This is a genomic window from Ihubacter massiliensis (assembly GCF_024125305.1).
Taxonomy (GTDB): Bacteria; Bacillota; Clostridia; order Peptostreptococcales; family Anaerovoracaceae; genus Hominibacterium; species Hominibacterium faecale.
The window spans coordinates 842,474-866,192 of record NZ_JAMXVH010000001.1 but is presented as its reverse complement, the minus strand read 5'-3'; the positions used below and the strand labels follow the sequence as shown (position 1 = coordinate 866,192).

General features: G+C 45.4%; 24 protein-coding genes. 18 read left to right on the top strand and 6 right to left on the bottom strand.

Translation table 11 applies throughout. The features are described from left to right. Positions 1-178 precede the first annotated feature (178 nt). The 5 genes from NIA71_RS03920 to NIA71_RS03900 all read left to right on the top strand — a co-directional run bounded on the left by NIA71_RS03920 (position 179) and on the right by NIA71_RS03900 (position 5,711). Positions 179-1,147, top strand: a complete 969-nt coding sequence (locus NIA71_RS03920) for an ABC transporter ATP-binding protein (protein ID WP_148395285.1) — start codon at positions 179-181, stop codon at positions 1,145-1,147. Continuing rightward, a complete protein-coding gene (locus tag NIA71_RS03915; RefSeq protein WP_253019711.1) occupies positions 1,119-1,985 on the top strand; it encodes an ABC transporter permease subunit in 867 nt (288 codons plus the stop codon). The genes NIA71_RS03920 and NIA71_RS03915 overlap by 29 nt, the downstream gene beginning before the upstream one ends. A 12-nt stretch (positions 1,986-1,997) precedes the next feature. After that, entirely contained in the window at positions 1,998-3,464 is a 1,467-nt protein-coding gene (locus tag NIA71_RS03910; RefSeq protein WP_253019710.1) for a GldG family protein, read from the top strand. A gap of 16 nt (positions 3,465-3,480) precedes the next feature. Then, a complete protein-coding gene (locus NIA71_RS03905; protein ID WP_253019709.1) occupies positions 3,481-4,386 on the top strand; it encodes a DUF4340 domain-containing protein in 906 nt (301 codons plus the stop codon). 77 nt (positions 4,387-4,463) lie between these two features. Then, on the top strand, positions 4,464-5,711 hold the full coding sequence (locus NIA71_RS03900; RefSeq protein ID WP_253019708.1) for an ATP-binding protein: 1,248 nt from the start codon (positions 4,464-4,466) through the stop codon (positions 5,709-5,711). On the opposite strand, the gene NIA71_RS03895 is transcribed toward NIA71_RS03900, so the two are convergent. After that, a complete protein-coding gene (locus tag NIA71_RS03895; protein WP_253019707.1) occupies positions 5,708-6,256 on the bottom strand; it encodes a flavodoxin family protein in 549 nt (182 codons plus the stop codon). The genes NIA71_RS03900 and NIA71_RS03895 overlap by 4 nt on opposite strands. A gap of 244 nt (positions 6,257-6,500) precedes the next feature. Between NIA71_RS03895 and NIA71_RS03890 the strand changes: the two genes are divergently transcribed. After that, entirely contained in the window at positions 6,501-7,877 is a 1,377-nt protein-coding gene (locus tag NIA71_RS03890) for an MATE family efflux transporter (protein ID WP_367177910.1), read from the top strand. A 1-nt stretch (position 7,878) separates the two neighbouring features. Here NIA71_RS03890 and NIA71_RS03885 read toward each other — a convergent pair whose 3' ends face one another. The 4 genes from NIA71_RS03885 to NIA71_RS03870 all read right to left on the bottom strand — a co-directional run bounded on the left by NIA71_RS03885 (position 7,879) and on the right by NIA71_RS03870 (position 12,473). Next, positions 7,879-8,760: a hypothetical protein gene (locus NIA71_RS03885; protein WP_148395279.1), complete on the bottom strand. Its 882-nt coding sequence runs from the start codon at positions 8,758-8,760 to the stop codon at positions 7,879-7,881. After that, the gene (locus tag NIA71_RS20040; protein ID WP_148395278.1) at positions 8,757-10,085 is read right to left on the bottom strand and encodes an ATP-binding protein; all 1,329 of its coding nucleotides are present in this window, start codon (positions 10,083-10,085) and stop codon (positions 8,757-8,759) included. The genes NIA71_RS03885 and NIA71_RS20040 overlap by 4 nt, the downstream gene beginning before the upstream one ends. Positions 10,086-10,124: 39 nt before the next feature. Continuing rightward, positions 10,125-10,853, bottom strand: a complete 729-nt coding sequence (locus tag NIA71_RS03875) for a LytR/AlgR family response regulator transcription factor (protein ID WP_253019706.1) — start codon at positions 10,851-10,853, stop codon at positions 10,125-10,127. A gap of 228 nt (positions 10,854-11,081) precedes the next feature. Then, positions 11,082-12,473 carry an aminoacyl-histidine dipeptidase gene (locus NIA71_RS03870; RefSeq protein ID WP_148395276.1) on the bottom strand — a complete coding sequence of 464 codons (1,392 nt, stop codon included), beginning with the start codon at positions 12,471-12,473 and terminating at the stop codon, positions 11,082-11,084. Between the two features lie 125 nt (positions 12,474-12,598). Between NIA71_RS03870 and NIA71_RS03865 the strand changes: the two genes are divergently transcribed. The 5 genes from NIA71_RS03865 (at position 12,599) to rpmB (ending at position 18,064) form a co-directional block, all read left to right on the top strand. Beyond that, positions 12,599-13,147: a GNAT family N-acetyltransferase gene (locus NIA71_RS03865; RefSeq protein WP_148395275.1), complete on the top strand. Its 549-nt coding sequence runs from the start codon at positions 12,599-12,601 to the stop codon at positions 13,145-13,147. A gap of 232 nt (positions 13,148-13,379) precedes the next feature. After that, on the top strand, positions 13,380-15,728 hold the full coding sequence (locus NIA71_RS03860; protein WP_253019705.1) for an anaerobic ribonucleoside triphosphate reductase: 2,349 nt from the start codon (positions 13,380-13,382) through the stop codon (positions 15,726-15,728). Beyond that, entirely contained in the window at positions 15,725-16,249 is a 525-nt protein-coding gene (gene nrdG, locus NIA71_RS03855; RefSeq protein ID WP_253019704.1) for an anaerobic ribonucleoside-triphosphate reductase activating protein, read from the top strand. The genes NIA71_RS03860 and nrdG overlap by 4 nt, the downstream gene beginning before the upstream one ends. A gap of 164 nt (positions 16,250-16,413) precedes the next feature. Further along, on the top strand, positions 16,414-17,757 hold the full coding sequence (locus NIA71_RS03850) for a butyryl-CoA:acetate CoA-transferase (protein WP_253019703.1): 1,344 nt from the start codon (positions 16,414-16,416) through the stop codon (positions 17,755-17,757). 115 nt (positions 17,758-17,872) lie between these two features. Further along, a complete protein-coding gene (rpmB, locus tag NIA71_RS03845; protein WP_148395271.1) occupies positions 17,873-18,064 on the top strand; it encodes a 50S ribosomal protein L28 in 192 nt (63 codons plus the stop codon). A gap of 121 nt (positions 18,065-18,185) precedes the next feature. Here rpmB and NIA71_RS03840 read toward each other — a convergent pair whose 3' ends face one another. Continuing rightward, complete coding sequence (locus NIA71_RS03840; protein ID WP_148395270.1) at positions 18,186-18,380, bottom strand: hypothetical protein; 195 nt, start codon at positions 18,378-18,380, stop codon at positions 18,186-18,188. 94 nt (positions 18,381-18,474) lie between these two features. Here NIA71_RS03840 and NIA71_RS03835 point away from each other — a divergent pair, with 94 nt between their 5' ends. The 7 genes from NIA71_RS03835 to coaD all read left to right on the top strand — a co-directional run bounded on the left by NIA71_RS03835 (position 18,475) and on the right by coaD (position 23,709). After that, on the top strand, positions 18,475-18,861 hold the full coding sequence (locus NIA71_RS03835; RefSeq protein WP_227755130.1) for an Asp23/Gls24 family envelope stress response protein: 387 nt from the start codon (positions 18,475-18,477) through the stop codon (positions 18,859-18,861). After that, positions 18,862-20,904 carry an ATP-dependent DNA helicase RecG gene (gene recG / locus NIA71_RS03830; RefSeq protein ID WP_148395268.1) on the top strand — a complete coding sequence of 681 codons (2,043 nt, stop codon included), beginning with the start codon at positions 18,862-18,864 and terminating at the stop codon, positions 20,902-20,904. Between the two features lie 90 nt (positions 20,905-20,994). After that, positions 20,995-21,195 carry an alpha/beta-type small acid-soluble spore protein gene (locus NIA71_RS03825; protein WP_148395267.1) on the top strand — a complete coding sequence of 67 codons (201 nt, stop codon included), beginning with the start codon at positions 20,995-20,997 and terminating at the stop codon, positions 21,193-21,195. A gap of 195 nt (positions 21,196-21,390) precedes the next feature. Then, positions 21,391-21,591 carry an alpha/beta-type small acid-soluble spore protein gene (locus NIA71_RS03820; RefSeq protein WP_148395266.1) on the top strand — a complete coding sequence of 67 codons (201 nt, stop codon included), beginning with the start codon at positions 21,391-21,393 and terminating at the stop codon, positions 21,589-21,591. A gap of 176 nt (positions 21,592-21,767) precedes the next feature. Further along, complete coding sequence (locus NIA71_RS03815; protein ID WP_253019702.1) at positions 21,768-22,544, top strand: hypothetical protein; 777 nt, start codon at positions 21,768-21,770, stop codon at positions 22,542-22,544. An 82-nt stretch (positions 22,545-22,626) separates the two neighbouring features. Further along, entirely contained in the window at positions 22,627-23,169 is a 543-nt protein-coding gene (gene rsmD / locus NIA71_RS03810) for a 16S rRNA (guanine(966)-N(2))-methyltransferase RsmD (RefSeq protein ID WP_253019701.1), read from the top strand. A 54-nt stretch (positions 23,170-23,223) separates the two neighbouring features. After that, complete coding sequence (gene coaD / locus NIA71_RS03805) at positions 23,224-23,709, top strand: pantetheine-phosphate adenylyltransferase (RefSeq protein WP_227755133.1); 486 nt, start codon at positions 23,224-23,226, stop codon at positions 23,707-23,709. Positions 23,710-23,719 lie beyond the last annotated feature (10 nt).

Sequence of the window (23,719 nt, the reverse complement as noted above, 5' to 3'; positions counted from 1 at the left end):
TCTGATGCAAAGACTGGTTTTGATGCGCAAGTACATCAAAATGGGACTTTTTCCACCGAGTGAATAAGGAGATCCATTCACAAAAACAACAACAAATCAACGGATCATCTTTATCAGGAGTTTACATAAAAGCGCTATCCTTAGGCAGATGCAATCTAAGGAAGGAGAATATGAAAACGTGATAGTAGTGAAAAACCTTGTAAAAAAGTATGGCAGCCACATAGCCGTAGACAACCTGAACTTTTCGATTGATAAGGGCAGGATTTACGGCTTTTTAGGTCCCAATGGAGCAGGTAAGAGTACAACCATGAATATTATGACCGGTTATCTGGCAGCCACAGAAGGGGAGGTGACGATCAACGGCTTTGATATACTCAAAAACCCGGAGGCATTCAAAAAATCCGTGGGATATCTGCCGGAGATGCCGCCTGTTTATATGGATATGACCGTGAGGGAATATCTGAACTTTGCAGCGGAATTAAAGGGCCTTTCCAAAGAAGAGCGCAAGATACAGACCGAGGTCATCATGGGCAGGATCAAACTGAACCAGACCGCGGACCGGCTGATTGCCAATTTATCCAAAGGCTATAGGCAGAGAGTAGGGCTGGCCCAGGCCATGTTGGGATTTCCGGAAACTATTATTTTGGATGAACCCATGGTAGGGCTGGATCCCCAGCAGATTATTGAGATTCGCCAGCTGATCCGCAGCCTGGCCAAAAATCATACGGTTATTCTCAGCTCCCACATTCTAGCGGAAGTCCAGGAGCTATGCGACTATATCCTTATCATCGCAAAGGGAAAGCTGGTGGCCCAGGATACGCCGGAAAATCTGGAACGACTGTTCTTAGGTACCGGCCTCATTAAGCTGGAAGCCAGGGGATCGGTGGAAAAAATTAAAGAGATTCTGTCCCGGGTACGGTTTGTCAAAGACTATACGCTTACGAAAAAAGACGAGCAGCTTTATCAGGCGGCTGTAACTGCACAAAAGGGAGCTGACATCCGGGAAGCCTTATTCTTTGCTTTTGCCGGGGAAGGTTACCCGCTCCTTTCCCTTTATGAGGAAAAAGGCACATTGGAAGATGTCTATCTCAAGCTGACACAGGAAGGGGGCGGAGCAATTGAAAGCCGTATACAAAAAAGAGCTTAGTTCTTTTTTTCGTTCCATGACCGGATATGCACTGATCGCGTTCCTCGTCACTTTTACAGGGGTTTATTTTATGCTCTATAACCTCAACCAGGGCTATCCCTACTTTTCTTATACCTTATCGGCGATCATGCTGGTACTGCTGGTGTTGATTCCAGTGCTGACGATGCGCTCCTTTGCAGAGGAGAGAAAGAGCAGGACCGATCAGCTGCTGCTTACCTCACCTGTGAAAATCCGCCAGGTGGTAGCCGGCAAATATTTAGCTATGTGTACCGTATACCTGATTCCTAATCTGATTTTCTGCTTATTTCCATTGATTATCAAGGCGCAGGGAAATGCCTATCTGCTGGCGGACTATTGTTCCATTCTGCAATTTTTCCTGCTGGGATGCTCCTTTATTTCCATTGGCATGTTCTTCTCCAGCTTGACCGAAAGCCCGGTCATCGCTGCGGTCAGCACCTTTGCGGCAACGCTCATCCTCTATATCTGGGAATACCTGACTGATTATTTGCCCGACGGAGCAGCGGCCAACTTTATCTTTGTGCTGGCCATCGGCCTCGGACTTGCGGCTGTCATCGTTCACGTGACGAAAAACCGCTTTCTCGGCTCTGCCATTGCATTTCTTATTGCTGCAGCAGCCATAATCACTTGCATTTTCAACTCATCACTCTTTGAGGGCTTGATTAAGAACCTGCTGGGCAGCCTGAACCTGGCCCAGGGTTTTAACAATGCGGCTTTTAATCAAATTTTTGATGTTACTGGCGTGATTTTGCAGCTAACTGTCATCTTTGTATTCGGGTTCCTGACGGTACAGAGCATTGAAAAAAGGCGTTGGAGTTAGGGGGTGCAGCAAATGAAACATATGAAGATCATAAAAAAATTAAAGCCAAAGAAACATCTTTTGAGCAAAGATGCTGTAAAAGCTTCGTTCTCTACCTTAACATCCAGACACGGAGCCTACAGTGTGGCTGCAATCATCCTGGTCCTGGTAATCGCCATCATCATCAATCTCATGGCAGGTCAGCTGCCTTCTTCCGTCCGCAATCTGGATATCAGCACCAACAGGATTTATGAAATATCCAAGACCAGCAAGACCTTTTTAAAGAACCTGAATCACGATATCAAGATCACCGTGATCGCCGAAGAGGATTCCATCGATGACCGGCTCAAAACCTTTTTGGAGAAATACAAGTCTTTATCCAAACATATTGAAATGACTACCATTGATCCGGTTCTTCATCCGTCGGTTCTCACCCAATATGATACTCAGGCACAGACGATTGTCGTGGAATGTGAAGATACAGGACTTTCAGAGGCCATCAGCTTTTCCGATATTTTGGTGCAAGATACGTCTTATTATTATACCGGCAGCAGCGACAGCTCTTTATTATCCTTTGATGGGGAAGGTCAGCTGACCGGGGCCATCAATCAGGTAACAGGCCGGGAAAACAAGAAAATCTATACTACTTCCGGCCATGGAGAAGCGGAGCTTTCCTCGGCGATCACAAATCTGATGAACAAATCCGGTATGACGACAGAAGCGCTCAATCTGTTGATGGACGATTCAATTCCAGAGGACTGCGACTTGCTTCTGCTCAACGGACCTTCGTCGGATTTGACGGAAGGGGAAAGCAGCAAGCTGGATCAATATATCAAAAAGGGCGGCAAAGTGATGGTGCTCATGGCAGAGCAGGGGCCGGAAACCGGGAATTTGATCAACCTTCTGGCTGACTATAAAATCATCATGGAGGAGGGATATATCGCAGATATGCAGCGGTGCTATCAGGGAAACTATTATTACATTTTCCCCAATGTGACCGGCAGCGGCGATATGATCAGCGGCCTCAGTACGGGAATGGTCCTTATGGCCAATAGCCGGGGCTTCGAATTGGGCGAGGATAGTGAAGAAATCTCTGTTTCCTCCTTCCTCCAGACTTCGGAAGACGGGTATGCCGTATCCGAGGATCGTGAAACACAAGGGACCTTTCAAATCGGAGCCGTGGCAGCCTATACTGCACAGGCAGAGAACGACGATGACCAAGTCGTTACTGGAAGCTTGACCGTATTTGGATCCAATTCGATCATCGATGAAACCATCACGCAAGCCTTTGCAAGCCTGGAAAATAAAACCTTATTTATGAATGCGATTACATCTGCCATTGGTGATGTGGATAATCTGTCCATCGACGCCAAGAGCATGCAGGTCCAGTACAATACAGTACAGTACGGAGGCTATATCAGCGTGGTTCTGATTTTCATCATTCCAATTATCGTGCTGATCATCGGTTTTGTATTGTGGATGAAGCGCAGGAAAGCATAGGAAAGAGGGGATCAATATGACAAAGAAAAAACAGATCACCGTTCTTTTCCTGGCAGCGGCGGTGCTGCTTGCATTGTACGCAGGCCTGAAAGCATACAACAGCTGGAGCTATAAAGCAGAAACGGAAAAAACATCCAAAGAGTTGGCGGCAACCGATTTGAATACGGAGGATATTGAAAAAATTGATTATACGGATGGCAGCGATACCGTGACCTTTGAAAAGAAGGAAAATACCTGGTATTATTCGCAGGATGAAGCGCTGCCTCTCAAACAGAGCCTGGCGCAGGAAGCCGTCAGCGCTTTCTGTACCATAACCGGAAACCGCAAGCTTTCCGGCGTGGATGCAATGGAAGATTACGGGCTGGCATCACCGGCCTTCAGCGTTGTACTTACTGATGGCAAAGGAAGGGAAACGAGCGTGGACATCGGCAGTAGTACAGGCACTGACTATTATCTGACTGCAGACGGGGGAACTACGGTTTTCACCGTCAGCAGTACGATTCTCGATTCGCTGATCTTTGACACTGCATCCATGATTCAGACAGAAACCTTTCCCGAGATCGACAGCAAGACGCTGAAATCTTTTACTGTGAAACAGAAAGGAAAGACGCTGGTCAGCTGCTCCGGCGACGATGAGGACCTGTCCGAATATGGAAGCGAGCTGTCAGGGCTTTCCCTGGATACCTGCGTCAACTATAAAACCAGCTCCGGGGAGTTGAGCAATTATGGACTCGACCAGAAGAAACGCAAAGAGATGACCGCTGTTTATGATGATTCCGGTAAGGAAAAGACACAAGTCTTTTACATGGGGTCGACTTTTCAGGAAAACGATACCCTTTACGCCTATATGCAGCTGAAGGGGTCAAAGATGGTTTATAAGGTCTTTGTTTCGGATACAGAAAAGCTTTTGGAGGAATTTTGACAAGTCAATCATTTCATAGTATGATATATACGACAAATCCAGTATCATATGCTGGATTTGTCGAAAGGAGTATGAATATGAAATATGTAAAGCGAAGTATTGAAGATATCGTTTTACAGTCTGAAAAGACCTTTAAAAGCATATTGGTGACAGGGGCAAGGCAGACGGGAAAATCCACCATGCTCAAAGAACTTTTCCCAGAAAAGAAATATGTGCCGATGGATGATCCTTTTGTTGAAGAGCAGGCCAAAGAGCAGCCTAATATGTTTATGATGCTGAACCCTCCTCCTGTCATTTATGACGAAGTGCAAAGAACTCCGGAGCTCTTCCGATATATCAAAATTAAATGTGACCAGAGCCAGGAGCGGGGGCTGTTTTGCTTATCCGGTTCACAGCCTTTAGAGCTGATGGAAGGCGCGTCGGAGTCTTTATCCGGCCGGGTGAGCATCATAGAGCTTTCAGGCTTATCCATGAGAGAAATACAAGGGGATGCGTTTCACGAGCCTTTTGTCCCTACTATGGAATATGTGCAGGAGAGAAGTAAGACTGTAAAGCCCTTTGATCATATATGGGAAATCATACACAGGGGGAGTTATCCGGAACTTCAGGATCCGCAGGTGGAGTGGTCCGCTTTCTTTTCCAGCTATATAAAGACTTATCTGGAGAGAGACGTGCGCGAGCTATCCGCGGTGCAGAATCTGGATGATTTCAGAAAATTCATGATTGCCGTTGCTGCCAGAACCGGCCAGATGGTCAACTATGCCAATATAGCCGATGAAGTGGGAAAGGATCAGACTACGATCAAAAGATGGATGTCCGTATTAGAAGCTTCCGGCATTATATATCTTTTAGAACCCTTTACTTCATCCGTATTAAAACGGGCAATAAAAACACCTAAAGTGTATTTCAGAGATACCGGGCTGGCCGCCTATCTCACCAGATGGCTGACACCCGAAACCCTTGCCAATGGAGCCATGAGCGGAGCATTTTTTGAAACCTTTGTGATTTCGGAAATTCTCAAGTCTTATTCAAACAGAGGCATTGACTATCGATATTGTGTATCCTATTATCGGGGAAGGGATAAGAAGGTAAAAGGAGATAGCCGGGGAGAAAGGGAAATCGACCTCATCATTGAAGCTAACGGCATCCTTTATCCCATTGAGATAAAAAAAGGCGCTTCGGTATCCGCAGATCAGACCAGCGCCTTTACAATTTTAGATCAGATTCCAGATAAGAAACGTGGGATGGGTGCGATTATCTGTTTGTGTCCTCAGCCGGGAGCATTGAGAGAAAATATCCTGCAGCTTCCAATCTGGTACATTTAGAAGTTCCTGCCGATTTCTTCGATCTGGGCCAGACTCCCTGTAGCCAGAATGTCGCCTTTTTTACAGACTCCGGTCACATAAAAACAGCCCCGGTCCTGCCAGTTCATATAGGAGATGGACTGGGAATAGGAATTGATGATGCCGTCAAAGATGGAGCTTTCCTCCATTTCGCCGCAGACCAGCAGCATGGACTCGCGGATGGGTAGCTGCTTTTCCCCCATGAGGAAAGAATAAAATTTGTCGATGACGGCTTTTAAATATGTAGGGAAGGTAAACCAGTAGATGGGCGTGGAGAATACAATGGCATCCGCTTGTTCCATCGCCCGGGCCACCTGATTAAAATCATCGTCCTGCGCGCAGGCCTTTCCGTCGCTGCTGTAGCAGCATTCGCATGCAGTACAGCCATTGATCTTCAGTTGGGCGGTCTGGATTTTCGTGATCTGGTGGCCGGCGCTTTCCGCGCCCCGTATAAATGCGTCCGCCATCAAATCGCTGTTTCCCCCCTGGCGAGGGCTGCCTGTAAGGATCAGTATATGCTTGCTCATAACACTTGCCTCCATAATGGTTTTTTCTTATTATACAACGTTCTCGTCCGGGCAAAAAGGGGTTTGGGACAGATTCAAAAAATACCTCAAAAATACATAGGCATGAGGCGATTGAAAGACGCATCAGGGTTGCCCCGGCCTTTGTTTCGTGATAGACTATTCTGTCGAGGAATATAATCAAGGAACAGGAGTGACAAGCATGAAAGACAAAGAAAGAGTCAAAAAGGGAAAATCCTTGCAGAATATAAAATCAAAAGAAGAAACCGCGCTGGGAAGCCAGCCTGTGGGCCGGCTCCTCTTCAAACTGGCTCTGCCGGCGATTACGGCCCAGATCATCAATGTTTTATACAATATGGTAGACCGGATGTTCATCGGCCATATCCCAGAGGTCGGGGCAAAAGCTCTGACCGGAGTAGGGGTCACCATGCCGGTGATCATGGCCGTATCTGCATTTGCTGCTTTGGTAAGCATGGGCGGCGCGCCGAGGGCTTCAATTATGATGGGCCGCCAAAAGAAGGAAGAGGCTGAAACCATTCTCGGAAACTGCTTTGTGATGCTGGTCTGCGTTGCGCTGGCGCTGACAGCAGCGATTCTTATTTTCGGAAAGTCTATTTTGCTGCTGTTTGGAGCCAGCGAAAATACCATCGGTTATGCCCTGGAATATCTGAATATCTATGCCATAGGAACGATTTTCGTTCAGCTGGCTTTGGGCCTCAACGCCTTTATAACGACACAGGGCTATGCCACGACCAGCATGTTCACCGTTTTGATCGGAGCCGTTCTTAACTTAATTTTGGATCCAATTTTTATCTTTGCATTGAACATGGGGGTTAAGGGCGCGGCGCTTGCTACAATCCTTTCACAGGCGGTCTCCGCAGCTTGGGTGCTCCGATTCCTTACTTCAAAAAAACCATATCTTAAACTGCGGCTATGTCATATGAAGGTGAGCGCTAAAATCATCCTTCCTTGTATGGCTTTAGGGCTGTCACCTTTTATTATGCAGTTCACAGAAAGTGTCATTGCTGTCTGTTTCAATACTTCCTTGCTCAAGTACGGCGGGGATTTGGCGGTGGGGGCTATGACTATTCTCATAACCGTTATGCAGTTTGCCATGCTTCCTCTGCAAGGGCTGACCCAGGGAGCCCAGCCGATCATCAGCTATAATTACGGCGCATTGGATTTCCACCGTGTAAAAAGAACATTTCGGCTTCAGCTCATTTCATGCTTGACTTATTCCACGGCATTGTGGGCGGTCTGCATGTTTCTGCCTCAAGTGTTTATACATATGTTTACCAATGATACCCATCTGGTTGAAATCAGCGTTTGGGCTATCCGCATTTATATGGGATCCGCACTTCTCTTCGGCATACAGATCGCCTGCCAGCAGACGTTCATTGCGCTGGGGAATGCCAAATCTTCCATTTTTCTGGCAGTGCTGCGAAAGATCATTCTGCTGATTCCGCTGATCTTTATTTTGCCCCAGTTCTTGAATAATCAGGTGCTGGCCGTATTTCTGGCTGAACCAATCGCGGATTTTTGTGCGGTTTGTACCACCGGGACCTTGTTCTATCATTCCTTTAAAAAGCTGACACGGCAGGAGCCCGTCCCGCAGAAGGGTTAAGCTATTCTCTGTCTTGCAGAATCTGGCGGAGATAGGATCGAAAGGCTTCCATGTCGCCTATTTCCGCATAGCTGTCCAGGACCAGCAGGATATGACGCAGATCATGGCGTGCCGTACGGGCTTTTTCCATCTCCTGTAAGAGATCTGCATATTGTTTCTTTTGACGCTCCGTCTGAATTTCTTCTGTGCGGAGCTTTTTTTCTATTTCCGCCGATTCGATCGCCTCGTTAAGCATATGCAGGATCAAATAATAGGTAAGAAAAGTGGCGAAAATCCAAATGGACGGCAGAAGGGGCGTTGATATTTGGTCCGAATCGATCAATTCACCGTATATGAAATAGAGCGCCAGTTGGAAGTATAGGAAAAAGAGGCCGGGAATAAACCAAAGGTATTTCCAGAAATCCAGGTTTTCCGTTTTATTAATAATCGGTTTGAGCAGGCGGAGGACAAAGATGTAGAGAAGCGGAAATGTAACCAATGTTAAAATACCCTTTCCGATGATTAACGCTTCCAGCCGGGTGTGAGCAGGTTGCAAAAAGGAAAATATGCTGGTGGTTTTTACGATAATATAGAGGGTATCCGTGTAGCTTTTGATGATGAACAGCGTAAAAAGATTAATGATCTTTCTTCCTTTGAAAAACAGACAGCATACCAGTGCTGCCAGAGCCATAAAAGGGATCATCGAAATAGAAGAGGAGGAGGAGACGGAAGCTGCGGCAAGAAGGTGGCGGCTGCTGCAAAAAACAAAAATGATGTAAAATAAAACAAAGGGAATGTTGATGCGATTGGAAAACCGCAGCCGATCCTTCAAAGGCAGAAGAAACAGGATGAAAAAAGGTAGCAGCTCTTGCAGTTCACTGAGAATAATAAAAAACAGGCTCATCGTTCACGCTCCTCCTTGTAGTTATAAATCATTACCCGAACTGTAAATTTTTGTTCGTAATCGTAAAATCGCACAGTGCCTTGATACTTGTCGACGATATTCCGTACAGAAACTGTTCCTAGCCCGCTGCCGCTGTGGCGGGAAGAGACAAAACCGCTGCCGTTTTTGACGACTTCTCCGCTGAAGCTGTTTTGAATAAATAAAAGCAGCTTTGTTTGAGAACTTTCCAACCGGACCTTGACGAATTTTTCGCCGCCGGACTGGCCAAGGCAAGCTTGCAGCGCATTCTCCAGCAGGTTCCCCAACAGGATAGAAATGTCGATTTTTGATATAAAAATGTCTTTGGATACATTCGCGTACATAGTGAGGTCAATTTGATTCTCCTCATATAAATTACGATAATGGCGCAGAATCGTATCGACTTCATAATGTTCGCAGACCGGTGCTCCGGTCGCCTGAGCAAGCCGATTCAGGCGATTTTGAATATAGGCGCGAATGGCCGGGATATCGTTCGATTCGGCAAGCTTTTCCAATTGGGACAGGGGCAGGAATATTTCGGAACGAATTTTTTCCGTACGATGGGCGTCGTGGTCATAAAGGGCTTTTCGAATTTGACCCTGAGCTCGCGCAAGGCGAATCTCTTCCTTTAATCGGGCGTGTTTCAGCGTTTGACTGAGCATATACAAGATTAGATAATAGGTTATAAAGGTAATAAAAAACCAAATATAGGGCGAAACAGTAGCAGCTGTTCCTAAAAGGGACAGGCGGTCAAAGTATCCGTCTATAATCCCCAGACGGAAGATTAGATAAAAGGAAAATGGAATGAGCCAGAGACTGTTCCAAAACTTCATGGAAAAGGTCGGCTGGGCGATCGGGCAGAGGAGACGTCTAATAAATAGATAAACCAGCGGTCCGGTCAGGATTAGATGGAGCAGCTCCACCAGGTCAAAAGACCACCCGCTGAGGATGCTGATGAGCTGGGCGCTGAGCAGAAGAGTATCCAGATAATTTTTTATGACCAGCACGAAAAAGATGAGTGCACTTTTGCGCGCCGCGACCAAAAATATGCATATGCATCCGGTTCCCACCAAATGAAAGAGCGAAAATAAAAAGCGGAATTTGGAATAAAATTCAAGGAATTCAGGAGCATTTACAATTTCAATATTGATGAAAATTACCATAGCAACACAACTGATATATCCTATGGAAATGAAGATTGTTTTAGGTATGGCAAAACGGATCTGGTTTCGAAAGCTCAATAAAAAAAGAAGAAGCCAGGGCATATCCTCTTCCAGAATATTGATAATAATCGATAATGGGGACACGCGCAGCTCTCCTTTTTAAGTTCTAAAACGATTACAGGTTCAAATCTTGGATTCCTGCTCTAGACGATAGAATTCGTAGTCCGCGTATTTTTGTTTAATATCGGTTTTTCGATTACGGGTGATCGGCATAATATCACCGTTTTTCAAGATAAATTCATAACCCTTGAGACAGGCGACATGGTCCATGTTGACGATGCAATTCCGATAGCAGTTGAGGAACTGAGGATAAGGTTCCAACAGTTTGGAAAAATCGGAAAAGCTCATATAGCTCTTCACTATCCGTACAGGTGTATGGATTTGTATATAGTGATTATGATAATCGGTATATATGATATTGTTCAAACGAATTTTCACATAGGTTCGACTCTCTTTTACTACAATATAGCGACTTTTATGAGCCAATTCCTCCATACAGCGATCCATGGTCTTGTGGAAACGGTTATAATCGTAAGGTTTTACCAGATAATCGAAAGCCTGAACGGAATAGCCATTGACGGCATAATCAGTGCTGACCGTGGAAAAGATTATCAGATTATCATAGCCTTGATCCCGCAATTTGCGGGCTAAATCCAGACCATTGATGTCGTGCATGTAAATGTCCAAAAAAATAAGATCAAAGGACGAAGGCTGCTGTTCATCAATCAAGTGATTGCCGTTCTTATAGACCTTAATCTGGACGGGAATGAAATGCTCCTCACAATATTTTTTTATCAAACCTGACAATTTTTGCGCTTCGGATTCCAAATCATCTACAATTGCTATATTCAAAAAATAACCTCCTGGCTTGTATGATATATACATTCTATCATACAAGCCAGGAGGTGCAAAGAAACTATTTTTGCCGAATATGGTAAAAACGGGATTGATATAGTAAAATTGTCCGATTCGAAAGAAATCTGTCGAAAATAAGCGATTGGACGATCCTGCAGCAAAAGCCTGGAATAATAAAAAAGCCGGATGTGAATCTTTTTAATCCGCACCCGGCTCCATATTCGTTTACTTTTCAGAAGGTCCAAAGGTTTTCATATATTCCATTAAAGTATTCAGTTGTTTTTCTGCGCTCTTTTTATTCATTGACCAGACTGCCATATTCAAATCGGCTTTCTTTGCAAGAAACGCAGATCCATCCAGGTTTTCCAGTGTACCGCCTGGAGTTGTTTTGGGGCTGGTGGAAAGGGCACTGAAGAGCGGGGTCTTTTCTGAAGCGTACCATAGAGCTGTGGAACTGGCTTCTTTATATTTAATATCGCAAAGACCACAGGTGGTTTTAAATATTGTACGCATTTCATCGAGAATACTGTTCTCAAGACTTTTTGCATTGATCTGTAATTTAAACTGGCCCTTTTTCGTCGATACACGGCCGATGTTGGAAGCCGCTATTACATCTCCTTTATCGGATTTAAGATACGTGCCATTTATGATTGTATACATGAGACTGACAATATTATCCGTATCTTTTGTGGAAATTACCTGATCGGGCATTTTTGTTTCGGTCATTGTATATTCAAAGGGTTCTTCCAGATCATCATAGTATTCTTCAACTTTTTCAAAGGAGCTTTCAAATCGCTTTGTAAAGCTTTCCACATCGTTCTCCTGCAGAACAATCACCGCTTCAGCCGTTTTGGGGTAGAGATCCGATGCTTCTCCCCCTTCAAAGGATGCTAATTCAAAGAGGACGCTGGAACTCTTGCAGGAAGCAAGAAGATCGCCGATGGTCTTGATGGCATTGGGGTAATCGCCCCGATACTTGTAAGGACTCTTGGAAGCCGTTCCTGTCAGCTGGATTTTGTAAGCCTTTGTGTACTGAGGCGAAGTCCGCTTAAGCGTTTGCGAGGCTATGATTTCGGAGGATGCGGCGATGCTGTTATATAAAGCCGGCTCTTCTTCATGATTGAGAACAATAAAATTATCCGTTTTTAAATACTTATCGCTCAGCGCATTGGCTCCCACCGGTTTTCCATCCTTTTCCAGAGTAAAAATCGCCTTCAGGCTTCCGTGACTGTCGGAACTGTATAGGAGTGCCATCACGGCAGCAGCAGTTTCAAGGTCACCGTTTTTTTCTTCTGCTTGACCCAGATTAATCGGGCACTGGACGGTAAAGGTCTGCGCATCTTCAAAACCTTCCGAAGCCGGTTTTGCAAGCACAATATATTGATCATTGCTGGTCTTGACATCAATGCCGTTTTCCTTTGCCCATTCGGTCAGATAATCGGATAGTTGCTGAAAATCGGTGGAATCTTTCATCTGAGAGGAGAGACTCTCATAATTGGTATTCAGACTTTCTTTCACAGATAGTTTCGCATTTTCTTTATCCGTGCTGCAGCCCGTAAAAAGAAGAAAAACGACAATAAATGTCGAAATCAGAAAGAAGGGAAAAAATCGTTTCATAATTTTGAAATTCTCCTTGTTTATTATTTGAAATCCTATATAATAATAGCATATAGTGAATTGTAAAGGTAGAGATTTCATAGAGATTTCACGAAATCTTAATAAATCTCTGTTAAGGAGACCATATGGAGACGAAAAACTTAATTATCAGGGAAACCGTATTTGAAGACTGCGAGTATTTTGCCAAGTGGGAAACGGATCCGGAAGTGACCCGCTTTCTCAGTTATGACGAGGACAGGACGTATAAAGATGTGGTGGAAGAGTGGATCGTCGACAAATTAGATGAAACCAAACTGCAGTTTACAGTTGTAAAAAAGGAAATTCGCCGTCCGATCGGACGGATTTACATTACCAGACTGGACCGGTACTGCGATTCGCTGGACATTACAAAACTTTACATTGCTGGCAGCGAGAATCGCCAGCAGGGCTATGGCAAAGAAATGATGCGGGAGCTCTTGGAATACTGCTTTGTGTTCCTGCATATGGAACGGGTAACGCTGGATTATTACAACGGCAATAAAGGCGCGGCGGCCTTATACGAAAAGATGGGATTCGCCAAAGAAGGAGTAGCCAGAAACGCTACCAAAAAAGACGGTAAATATTATGATTTACATCTCATGTCCATGCTGAGAGCCGAATTCTTTGAAAAAGTGCATGATAAATATAATCTTTAATTATGTAAACCAAGAGACCTCCTAATCCCGGGAGGTTTCTTTTTTTGCGCTTCTGCGAATTCTGTCGAAAAAAATACACGAACAAACATCATAATCATATTGACTTAATATCTAAACCATGTATAATTTTTAAAGGACGCTTCGAGTTGACCACAAGATATAGTATGGCACAGAAAGCGTTGAAATATACGAGTTTCAGTAGATTTTAGAGGTAATATGAAGGAGTATTGGCATGGAACCATCGATTAAACAGATTGTAAAACGTGACGGAAGAACTATGGATTTTGACGTGAATAAAATCGCCGAAGCGATCTATAAAGCAGCAACAGCTCTGGGGGGAAAGGACAAAGATACGGCCATGTACCTGGCTCGTCAGGTAGAATTATATCTGGCAGAAATTCGCCACAACGACACCCCTACAGTAGAGCAGATTCAGGATGCAGTTGAAAAAGTTTTGATTGAAAACGGACATGCCCGAACTGCAAAGGAATTTATCCTTTACCGGGCGGAACGGACCAGAGTACGGGATATGAATACCCGCCTGATGAAGATTTATGAAGATCTGACCTTTAAAGAAGCTGCAGATAACGATATCAAGCGTGAGAACGCCAATATCGACGGCGATACGGCCATGGGAACCATGCTCAAATATGGTTCTGAAGGCTCAAAACAGTTTTACGAAATGTTCGTTCTCAAGCCCCAGCATGCAAAAGCGCACCGGGAAGGGGACATTCATATCCATGACCTGGACTTTTTAACCTTGACCACAACCTGCTGCCAGATTGATATTGAAAAGTTGTTCAAAGGCGGTTTTTCTACCGGGCACGGTTTTCTGCGGGAACCCAACGATATTCAGAGCTATGCGGCGCTGGCCTGCATTGCCATTCAATCCAACCAGAACGACCAGCACGGAGGTCAAAGTATTCCCTATTTTGATTTTGGAATGGCCAACGGCGTGAAAAAGACATACCGCAAGCTGTATTGGAAAAACCTCGGGAAAATGATCGACATTCTCTTTGATGTGGAGGACGGGGCCGACAAGGCGGCGGCCATCGGAAGAGAAATTGAGGAAAAATATGGGATTTATCCCATTCTGGCCGATGACAACGGCTACCGGGAAAAAGAACGGGAATTGTTAAAAGCGTTCTGTGAGGAAAAAGAGATCGACGCGCTGCAGGACCGGGCGATTAAATATGCAAATAAGGAGATTCGAAGAGCAACTTATCAGGCCATGGAAGCTTTTGTACATAATCTGAACACCATGCATTCCCGCGCCGGCGCTCAGATTCCGTTCTCTTCTATTAATTACGGTACCGACACTTCACCGGAAGGGAGAATGGTGACCGAAAATATCATGCTGGCTACGGAAGCCGGCCTGGGTAATGGCGAGACGGCTATCTTCCCGATCCATATTTTTAAAATTAAAGAAGGGATTAATTATAATCCCGAGGACCCCAACTATGATCTCTTCAAGCTGGCCTGCCGGGTTTCGGCTAAGAGACTGTTCCCCAACTTTTCCTTCATCGATGCGCCCTATAATCTCCAGTATTATAATGAAGGCGATCATAATACGGAGGTGGCCTACATGGGATGCAGGACTAGAGTTATGGCCAACCATTACGACCCGGACAGAGAAGTGGTTGGCGGAAGGGGAAATCTCAGCTTTACTTCCATTAATCTGCCGCGCATTGCCATCAAAGCCCATGGAGACATCGACTTTTTCTTTGAAGAGCTGGACCGCAAACTAGCGCTCTGCGCCGACCAGCTGATGGAGCGGTACAAAATACAAGCATCAAAAAAAGCAAAAAACTATCCCTTCCTCATGGGACAGGGAATTTGGCTGGATTCGGACAAGCTTGGGCCCAATGATTCCGTTGCCGAAGTGTTGAAGCATGGGACTCTGACCGTCGGATTTATCGGCCTTGCCGAATGCCTCAAGGCGCTGATCGGCAAGCATCACGGTGAGAGCAGAGAGGCTCAGAGCCTGGGACTTGAAATTGTGGGATTTATGAGAAAGCGTATGGATGAAGCCACTAAAGCGACCGGCTTCAATTACACACTAATTGCCACACCGGCCGAGGGCCTTTCCGGAAGATTTGTACGGATAGACCGTGAACGATTCGGAGAGATTGAAGGAGTTACGGACAGAGAATATTATACCAACTCGTTCCATATTCCGGTGTATTACAATATTTCTGCTTTTGACAAGATTAAGCTGGAGGCGCCGTATCATGCGCTGACCAATGCTGGACATATTACTTACGTAGAACTGGACGGCGATCCTTGTAAAAATCTGGATGCCTTTGAGCGCATCGTAAGGTGTATGAAGGAAAGCGGTGTTGGTTATGGATCGATCAATCACCCGGTGGATCGGGATCCGGTATGCGGCTATACTGGTATCATCGATAACGAATGTCCCCACTGTCATCGTACAGAAGAAGACGGCGACCAGGGATTTGAACGGATTCGCAGAATCACCGGATATCTAGTGGGAACCGTGGACCGCTTTAATAATGCCAAGGCAGCTGAAGAACAGGATCGTGTAAAGCACGATATGGAAGAAGGTTATGAGGCCTTATGAGCAAAGGAGTAAATACCATAAGATTGGCGGGGATCGTCCGTGAATCCATCGTGGACGGGCCCGGATTCCGATTTGCGGTGTTCTGCCAGGGCTGTCCCCACAATTGCCCGGAATGCCACAATCAAGCTACCCACGATTTTAACGGCGGAAAGGACGTGGCCGTTGAACGGCTCTTGGAAGAGATCGAGAAAAATCCGCTGCTGGCCGGTGTCACTTTTACCGGCGGCGAACCGTTCTGTCAGCCGGAAGGCTTTCACAGCCTGGCAAAAGGCGTTAAAGAACGAGGGTTAGATATTGTTACCTTTACCGGATACACCTACGAACATCTCATGAAAATCGCTGAGAAAAAGGAATCCATAGCCCTGCTTCTTGATGACACGGATCTTTTGATAGACGGTCCTTATATTAAGGCTGAAAAAGATTTAACACTTCCGTTTCGCGGCAGCCGCAATCAGCGCCTGATCGATATGAATGCCACTAGAAAGGAAGGAAAGGTTGTTCTTGCCGAGCAATACGACTGAAACAAAGCCCGCTTAACGCGGGTTTTTTGACTAAATTGTGTCTTTTTAAACTGGAAGGGCATATTCTTGGACATGCTTGTGCAGAAAATCTTCTCGACACAGATCGCAAAGTAGAGTATAATAACGGAAAATTGTTAAAAATCAGACAAATAGGAGGTGCCTTAATGGATTTTAAAAATCAGTATAAGGAAAAACTCACGACTGCTCAAGACGCGGTTAAATGCGTCAAGTCAGGAGATTGGATTGATTATGGGTGGTGTACTGGTACAGCGGATTTATTGGATCGGGCATTAGCGCAGCGGTATAAAGAGTTAACCGATGTTAAGGTGAGAGGCGGAATTCTCTTTAAAAAACCGGCCATCATGCAAGTGCCGGACACATCAGAACATTTTATCTGGAACTCCTGGCATATGTCCGGGGTTGAACGCAAGATGATGAAAGAAGGGGCGACCTTTTATGCACCCATTCGTTATTCAGAGCTGCCCCGTTATTACAGAGAAAACACAGGGTCTGTTCAAGTGGCGATGTTCCAAGTGGCTCCTATGGACGCGCACGGATATTTCAATTTTGGTCCCAGTGCTTCTCATATGATGGCAATGTGTGAACAGGCGAAAATTATTATCGTTGAAGTTAATGAAAATCTGCCCCGCTGTTTGGGCGGCAAGGAAGAAGCTATTCACATTTCACAGGTAGATATGATCGTAGAAGGAGAAAATTCGCCGGTGAGTGAACTGGGCGGCGGCGGTCCGGCTACGGAAGTTGACCAGACCGTAGCCAAACTGATTGTGGAAGAAATACCGGATGGAGCATGTCTACAGCTGGGAATCGGCGGCATGCCCAATGCAGTTGGTTCCCTCATTGCGGATTCCGATCTGAAAAATTTGGGTGTACATACGGAGATGTATGTGGATGCGTTCGTAGATATCGCTGCCGCAGGAAAAATTAACGGTTCCTGCAAGAGTATCGATCGTTTTCGTCAAGTCTATGCATTTGCTGCAGGGACAAAGAAGCTGTACGACTACATTGACAACAATCCCCAATGTATGAGTGCACCGGTGGACTATACCAATGATGTACGGACCATTTCCCAGATTGATCGCTTTATGTCCATTAATAACGCAGTGGATGTGGATCTTTTCGGTCAGATCAACGCAGAATCGGCGGGAATCAAACATATCAGCGGTGCAGGCGGCCAGCTGGATTTTGTTCTGGGCGCATATCTTTCCCAGGGTGGAAAAAGCTTCATCTGCTGTTCGGCGGCATTTAAAGGGAAAGATGGACAGCTGCAATCCAGAATTCGTCCCACTCTGGCCCCAGGATCGATTGTCACGGATACCCGAGCCAATACCCATTTTTTGGTCACTGAATTCGGAAAGGTTAATTTAAAAGGCGCCAGCACTTGGCAGAGAGCGGAAAAAATTATCAGCGTCGCCCATCCTGATTTCAGAGAAGATTTAATTAGCGAAGCGGAAAAAATGGGAATATGGCGCAAATCCAATAAAAAATAAAGGAAAAAATCCTTGTACCAGAAGTTCCCTTGTGGTATAATGTCATTTGTTCGAGTCCTCTCGAATTAATTTGTAATCATGCGAAAGCTTAAGATACTTAAAGGAGGTGCGGTAGATGTCAAGAAAATGTGAAATTTGCGGTAAGGGTCAGGTTTCCGGAAACAACGTGTCCCACTCAAACAGACACACAAGAAGAAAATGGAACGCTAACATCCAGAACATTAGAATTGAAGAAGACGGAAGAGTTAGAAGAGCCAATGTTTGTACCAGATGTATCCGGTCAAACAAAGTAAACCGTGCCATTTAATGAAAAATTGGAAGCTGTAAACCAAGTGGTTAACAGCTTCTTTTTTTCATATGCTTGTCAACCAAGACGGACGGAACGCCCAGCGCCTAAAACTCTGACAGCATCCCATGCGGCATTGCCGTTATTTACAGTACAGCCGTATCCCGCAGATCAAAAGCAGAACGCCTAAAAGCAGGATCCATGCTTTGATGGGTAAAAAGAAAGCACAGATCGTAACAACGCCAAATACCAGCAGTATAAAACCCAGATCCCGAATATCCTGCCGGCAGGCCGGTGGTTTTCTGCGTTTATTTTTTTTGCATTTATTCCGATTCATAGCATCACCTTATTTAGTTTATGCAGGAAATCCATCTGTTGTGCAAAACGGTTTAAATATGCTAAAATAGATTAAACTATTAGGAGGAAGAATTTTGTTTACAGTAGAAACGGATTTGGGATCGATCACAGTCTCAAAAAGCGCAATCGGAAAAATTGTGATCGAAGCCGTTAAGCGGTTCGATGGCAAGGTGATCATTTCCAACCATAAGGGAAAAGTGCCGGGAATTGTGTCCTGGATCGGCGGCATGGACGACATCAACAATATGGAAATCAATTATGGAGAAAACGGCCTCGATTTGAGAATTTTCGTAGTTCTCCGCTTTGGCACCAGCATCACACAGGTAGCCAATCAACTGGTAGATGATATTCACGAAAAGACCAAAGAAACCATCGGCATTGAGCCTAACAGCGTGGCCGTTGTTGTGACCGGCATGATTTCTAAGAATATCGCCAGGAGACACATTGAGGTGACCAGATAGATGGAGCTGTTCCAAGAGGTAACGGCCCTGAAAGGGATCGGGCCGAAAAAAGCACAGGCATTGGAAAAACTGAAAATCCGTACCATTGGAGACTTACTGGCCTTTTTTCCACGAGATTACGAGGATCGGCGTTCTTTTTGTGTGATTAAAGATTTGAAACAAGACAAGCCTGCATTTATCAGGGCAACGGTGAAGTTGGTTGTCAAGGACCCGTTTCGAAAGGGAAGAAAGCAGATTCTGCGGCTGTTGGTCAGTGATGACAGCGGTCAGATGGAGGTCCTGTTTTTTAATGCCCGCTATCTGGCGGATACATTTAAAGTCGGCAAACAGTTTGATTTTTTTGGTAAGCCATCTGTAAATTATGGAAAAATGCAAATGATTCATCCTGATTTTTCTGTCAGTGAAAAGGCCCAGATGCAGGGAATCCTGCCGGTCTATCCGCTGACAGCCGGCATTAGTCAGAAGGAAATGCGGACCTGGCAGCGGATGGCCCTTGAGTCTGTCGATGGTATTGAAGAATATTTACCTGAAGATTTGGTCCGGCGAAATCGGTTATGTGATTTACGATACGCCGTGGCCAACGTCCATTTTCCCAAAGAACGCCAGCCGCTTCTGCAGGGAAAATATCGACTGATCTTTGATGAACTGTTAGCGCTGCAGACCGGGCTTTTGGCATCCAGGCAAAAAAGCACCCGCGGTCAAAAAGGCCTGATCTTTTCCAAAGATGCGGATGTAAAGCCGTATATTCATTCCTTAGCCTATGATCTGACTGAAGCGCAAAAGAGTGTTGTAGGAGAGATCCTAAAAGACTTGGAATCGGGAATGATCATGAACCGTTTGGTTCAAGGTGATGTCGGTTCCGGAAAGACCGTCGTCGCTGAAATTGCCCTTTATAAAGCGGTCAGAAGCGGTTTTCAGGGAGCAATGATGGCACCTACGGAACTTCTGGCAAAACAGCATTTTGCCGGATTGTCGAAAAACTTTGCGGCCCATGGGATCAAAGTAGGTATGCTAACCGGCAGTATGACGGCTCGGGAAAAGAGAGAAGTTCTGGAGGCGCTTTCGACCGGAGAGATTGAAATTCTGGTGGGAACCCATGCCATTATCCAGCCGGATGTTAGTTTTAAAAACCTGGGTCTTGTGATTACGGATGAGCAGCATCGCTTTGGCGTCAAGCAGCGGAATGCTCTCAGTGAAAAAGGAAACAATCCTCATGTTCTGGTTATGACAGCTACACCAATACCAAGAACACTTGCTGTAATTCTCTACGGCGATCTGGATGTTTCCGCCATCGACGAACTGCCGCCGGGAAGGCAGCGGATTATTACCAGAGCGGTGGATGAGACCAGGAGGCATACCTGCTATGACTTTGTGGAAAAAGAGCTGGAAAAGGGCCGTCAGGCCTATGTAGTGGCGCCTCTCATCGACGAATCGGAGGTCCTGGATGTGAAGTCCGCGGAGGAACTGTACCAGGAACTGAAAGAGCGATTTCCCGGACAGGAAGTGGCCCTTTTGCACGGCGCTATGAAGCAGCAGCAAAAAGATTTGATTATGACCCAATTTTATGAAAACAAAATTCAGCTGTTGGTATCCACTGTTGTCATTGAAGTGGGGATCAATGTTCCCAACGCGACGATGATGGTGATTGAGAATGCAGAGCGGTTCGGATTGGCCCAGCTTCACCAACTGCGGGGAAGAGTCGGACGGGGAAGCCATCAATCTTACTGCATGCTCATTACAAAGGAATCATCAGAGGTGGCCAAGCAGCGGGCTCAGATCATGGTAGACTCCCAAGACGGATTTTACATTGCGGAGCAAGATTTAGCGCTGCGAGGACCGGGTGAAATTTTCGGGACACGTCAACACGGCGTACCTGATCTTTTGATCGCCGATTTAGCAAAGCATGCAAAAATTTTAATTGAGGTAAAAAAAGAAGCGGATCTCATTATAGATGAAGATCCATATCTTTTAAGTGAAAAATATGTTGGATTGAAAAAGCGTATTATAAACTTGTTCGGCGATGATTTTTCGCTGAAATTGTAGGATACCAAAAGTAGGAATTAAATCTAATTATTACATGACATACTATCTGGCTCCTGGGTTAAATTAATAGCGTACAGGAGGTGAGATAACATGGCATTACAGGAAAAAATCTATGAAAACGCAAAACCTGGATTAAACAGCTTAAAAACTGAAGTTGCAAGCGAACTTGGTCTGTCCAACTACGAACAGACTGATAAAGGCAACCTGACTGCAAGACAGAACGGTTACGTTGGCGGCTACATGACTAAGAAGTTAGTTGAAATGGCTGAACAGCAGTTAGCTGGAAAATAACCGAAAACGGTTGAGCGGACCTCATTGAAGGTCATAATCAGGTAATGAGAGATATCCACTGGAAGCAGTTCCGGTGGATATTTTTCGTTTAAAAAAAGCTGGAAACGTTGGAAAATCAAGAGAAACGATCTAATTATTACATGACATACTATCTGGCGAGCGGGTTAAATTAATAGCGTACAGGAGGTGAGAAACATGTCATTACAGGAAAAAATTTATTCAGACGCAAAACCTGGATTGAACAGACTGAAGACAGAAATTGCAAACGAACTCGGTCTGTCCAACTATGACCAGATCGACAAGGGCAACCTGACTGCAAGACAGAACGGTTATGTCGGTGGTTACATGACTAAGAGATTAGTCGAAATGGCTGAACAGCAGTTAGCCGGAAAATAACCGAAAACAGGCGAGTTGACGCAAGGCGTTGACATCGGAAGATGAGAGATATCCACTGAAAGCAATTTCGGTGGATATTTTTCGATTGTGGGAATATTCCGCATGTTCTTGAAATTTTGCCAAAAGGCGGCTATACTGTCTTTAATGTGTATTGGATGTAAAAAAGGAGGAACATGATGAGTATTAAAGCGAGCAAAGAAAAAAATGTATTTTTTGTTATTCTGTTAGTGGTTACGGCGGCCAGCGTCCTGAACTGGGTCAGTTATGCGGTCCCGGCATTTTTGGAATACATCAGAGATGATTCCTTTGAGGATGAGCTTTACATGGCTGATCTGGGGGGATTTGCATTGGCTGCAGTTATTTTTGTTTTACTGGTGATTTGTTTTCGAACCAAACGGCGGAATTTGCTCCTGCCTGCGGCTGCCTTGTTTGTGATCGAAACGGTTTTCCTGGATGGATATGCGGCGCCTGTCTGCTGCGCGGTCCTATGTTTGATGGCGTTCCTGCAGGAGCGCGATGAGAGGAGCGGTTTGGTTCCTGCGGCGGCCGTGCTGTTGTATGTGGTGATGCTGTTCTTTTGGGTCGTTAATCTGATTCGAGATGCAGTGGAAGCCCAAAGTGATGTGCTGTATGGTGAATCGTCGATGGGATGGTATTATCTTCCTGCAATTGTACTGTTTGCCACTGCGGCAATTATCATGGGAAAAAGCATTCGCAAAAAAAGAAGCGCAGGAATAAAAGTCGCTGCGGCTGCTTATCTGGCGGGAGAGATATCGCTGATGGTTATAATGGTTCCAATATACGGTTTAGATGAGGTAGTCACAGATTCCTTTGTTATGCTTGGTTTCGGATTATTGACCTGGATTTTCTGTTCTCCGGCCATTCTCATCAGTCTCTATTTGATTTTTCGCAAAAACGGAGACGCCCATGAGCTGAAAACCGATACGGATTAACGGGTTTTTCCGTCTTTCTGCATGGTTTGGTCTAGCCACATGAACGGTTATATGGTAAAATACTTCTTCGTGAGGTGTAAACATGAGAATCATAGCAGGAGACTATAAGGGGAGAAGGCTCACTTCGCCCTTGGATAATAAAATAAGACCGACCACTGATAAGGTGAAGGAAGCGATTTTCAGCATTTTGGACAGCCATGTGGGGATCTATGGAAGCAAGGTCTGCGACCTTTTCGCAGGTACTGGAAATCTGGGCCTGGAAGCTTTGAGCAGGGGCGCGGAGCATTGCTGGTTCGGCGACAGTTCCAGGAACAGCCTCAAGCTTTTGCGTGAAAACATCGCTTATTGCAGAGCGGAAGACCGATCCACCGTTTTGGCGGGGGATTTTCGCAAGGTCCTGAGCAGAATCAATACCCCCTGCGACGTGATCCTGCTGGATCCGCCGTACGGAAAAGGTCTGCTGCCCGAATGCTTTGAACTGATCGGCGAACTGGGGCTATTGGCAGAGGACGGCGTGCTTGTAGCGGAGCACAGAAAAGAAGAAGTTCTGCCGGAACATATGGCAAATTTTTCAAAAATTAAGGAAAGAAAGTACGGAACCGTTGTAATATCAATCTATGGTTGATATCAGCGGCGTCTTTGTGATACAATACAATATATGACAACGGAGGATACATAGATGAAAAACAAGGCCCTTTATACCGGCTCTTTTGATCCGCTCACCAACGGGCATCTAGATATTATAACAAGAGCATCCAAGCTTTATGATAAACTGGTGATTGGAGTGATCGTCAATCCTTCGAAAAACTCGCTGTTCACTCTGGAAGAACGGCAGGAAATGATACGTAAAGTAACTGCGGACCTTCCCAATGTGGAGGTAGATCATTTCTCCGGCCTTCTGGCGGATTATGTCAATGAAAACAAGTTTGACGTAGTAGTAAGAGGGCTGCGTGCTACGACGGATTTTGAATATGAGATACAGATGGCGCAGATGAACGCCCGATTGTATGAAGGCAGTGTAGAAACAATTTTCCTGATGACCAGCCCCAGTTATTCGTTCCTCAGTTCCAGCATGATCAAAGAGGTGCATTCTCTGGGCGGGTGCGTAAAGGGTCTGATCCCGGAAATAATTTTGCAATATATGGATAAAAAAAATAAGGTTTAGGGGAGGATAA

Bases quoted from the DNA above. Each gene is read 5' to 3' on its own strand.
- NIA71_RS03900 (WP_253019708.1), top strand. From the start codon at position 4,464: ATGAAATATGTAAAGCGAAGTATTGAAGATATCGTTTTACAGTCTGAA.
- NIA71_RS03825 (WP_148395267.1), top strand. From the start codon at position 20,995: ATGGCATTACAGGAAAAAATCTATGAAAACGCAAAACCTGGATTAAAC.
- recG (WP_148395268.1), top strand. From the start codon at position 18,862: ATGGAGCTGTTCCAAGAGGTAACGGCCCTGAAAGGGATCGGGCCGAAA.
- coaD (WP_227755133.1), top strand. From the start codon at position 23,224: ATGAAAAACAAGGCCCTTTATACCGGCTCTTTTGATCCGCTCACCAAC.
- NIA71_RS03865 (WP_148395275.1), top strand. From the start codon at position 12,599: ATGGAGACGAAAAACTTAATTATCAGGGAAACCGTATTTGAAGACTGC.
- NIA71_RS03905 (WP_253019709.1), top strand. From the start codon at position 3,481: ATGACAAAGAAAAAACAGATCACCGTTCTTTTCCTGGCAGCGGCGGTG.
- rsmD (WP_253019701.1), top strand. From the start codon at position 22,627: ATGAGAATCATAGCAGGAGACTATAAGGGGAGAAGGCTCACTTCGCCC.
- NIA71_RS03850 (WP_253019703.1), top strand. From the start codon at position 16,414: ATGGATTTTAAAAATCAGTATAAGGAAAAACTCACGACTGCTCAAGAC.
- NIA71_RS03820 (WP_148395266.1), top strand. From the start codon at position 21,391: ATGTCATTACAGGAAAAAATTTATTCAGACGCAAAACCTGGATTGAAC.
- NIA71_RS03870 (WP_148395276.1), bottom strand. From the start codon at position 12,473: ATGAAACGATTTTTTCCCTTCTTTCTGATTTCGACATTTATTGTCGTT.
- NIA71_RS03815 (WP_253019702.1), top strand. From the start codon at position 21,768: ATGAGTATTAAAGCGAGCAAAGAAAAAAATGTATTTTTTGTTATTCTG.
- rpmB (WP_148395271.1), top strand. From the start codon at position 17,873: ATGTCAAGAAAATGTGAAATTTGCGGTAAGGGTCAGGTTTCCGGAAAC.
- NIA71_RS03860 (WP_253019705.1), top strand. From the start codon at position 13,380: ATGGAACCATCGATTAAACAGATTGTAAAACGTGACGGAAGAACTATG.
- NIA71_RS03885 (WP_148395279.1), bottom strand. From the start codon at position 8,760: ATGAGCCTGTTTTTTATTATTCTCAGTGAACTGCAAGAGCTGCTACCT.
- NIA71_RS03895 (WP_253019707.1), bottom strand. From the start codon at position 6,256: ATGAGCAAGCATATACTGATCCTTACAGGCAGCCCTCGCCAGGGGGGA.
- nrdG (WP_253019704.1), top strand. From the start codon at position 15,725: ATGAGCAAAGGAGTAAATACCATAAGATTGGCGGGGATCGTCCGTGAA.
- NIA71_RS03910 (WP_253019710.1), top strand. From the start codon at position 1,998: ATGAAACATATGAAGATCATAAAAAAATTAAAGCCAAAGAAACATCTT.
- NIA71_RS03840 (WP_148395270.1), bottom strand. From the start codon at position 18,380: ATGAATCGGAATAAATGCAAAAAAAATAAACGCAGAAAACCACCGGCC.